The organism is Photobacterium sp. R1, from assembly GCF_054600795.1.
Genome location: NZ_BAAHZP010000432.1, coordinates 1 through 286 on the forward strand (window position 1 = coordinate 1; position 286 = coordinate 286).

The following is a 286-nucleotide window of genomic DNA, read 5'->3' on the forward strand; positions in this document are numbered from 1 at the left end:
TGCTGGGCTGGTTACACGATGTCTGTCCGGCTTACTGGGTTGATATCAGGCTGCCAACCGCCTATCTCCCTTTGCTGGAGAGGCATTCACCTGCTGCTATCAAAATAGCCCAATTCAATGAAGACACGACGTTCAAGCAAGGCTTGCTGCCCGTCATCCGCTTTCTAAAGCAATGCCATGTCGAGTTTGTCGCCGGACGTGTGGCCACTCAATACGATCTGGTCCGCTTCCGTCGTCTTGGTGCGGGTTATTACTTTGGGTACATCAGCGATATACCCACTTCCTT

At 52.1% G+C, this 286-nt stretch carries 1 pseudogene; it reads left to right on the forward strand.

The features are described from left to right. A pseudogene (locus tag ACYP03_RS25730) lies at positions 1-286 on the forward strand (diguanylate phosphodiesterase); the annotation flags it as partial.